Here is a 792-nt window from a genome sequence, read left to right on the forward strand (position 1 = left end):
AAAGAGCACTGAGAAGGCGACAGGGACCGCCATGAGCCAAGAAAACGGCGGAAGGGGCAAAACCGTCAATCCGCCGGCAACAAGGGCAAGACCCATGCACTGGAACAGGTTCGGGTCCTCACTAACGATCTGCGGCAAACCCGGCTTCATGAATCGGTCTGAAGTCGAGCGCCAACCCACGGCGCAATGAGCAGCAGCATCACGCCGCCAACCACAAAAACATCGGCCATGTTGAAGGCAGGCCAGTGCGCCGTCCCGATGTAGAAATCGAGGAAATCCGTCACCGCACGATAGCGCAGGCGGTCCAGAATATTGCCGAGAGCACCGCCGATGATCGCACCATAGGCAATGGCCTCGACCCGGCTGCTGGAACGGATCAGCATAGCCGCCAACCAGACGCAGATGCCAAGTGCCAATACGACAAGGCTCCACCATGGCGCACCGCCGAGAAGCCCGAAGGTCACCCCGTCATTGCGCAGGTAGATGAGATTGAAGCCGGGAAAGACCGATACGCCGGAACTAAGAACAGTCGCATTGGAAACAACGATTGCCTTCGTTGCCTGATCGACAAGAAAGGCGATCAGAGCAGCAAGCAGACCGACGAAGAGGCAAGATCTCATCCGCTTATCCCAGCCAGACGTCGAGGAACAACATGATCACAAGACCAACCGCGAGGCCGAGCGTCGCCCTGTTCTGATGTCCGGACCGGTGGGTTTCCGGAATGATCTCGTGGCTGATGACATAGAGCATCGCCCCTGCTGCGAAGGCGAGACCCCAAGGCAGCAGCGGTTG

General features: G+C 58.5%; 2 protein-coding genes. Both read right to left on the reverse strand.

The window, feature by feature from the left end; translation table 11 throughout:
* Positions 1-146 precede the first annotated feature (146 nt).
* On the reverse strand, positions 147-620 hold the full coding sequence (gene lspA, locus A3764_RS23740; protein WP_048535494.1) for a signal peptidase II: 474 nt from the start codon (positions 618-620) through the stop codon (positions 147-149).
* A 4-nt stretch (positions 621-624) separates the two neighbouring features.
* Positions 625-792: ZIP family metal transporter (locus A3764_RS23745; RefSeq protein ID WP_443069417.1), on the reverse strand; the 168-nt coding region annotated here is incomplete at its 5' end.

Origin of the sequence: Sulfitobacter sp. HI0129 (genome assembly GCF_001635395.1) — a bacterium.
GTDB lineage: Bacteria > Pseudomonadota > Alphaproteobacteria > Rhodobacterales > Rhodobacteraceae > Sulfitobacter.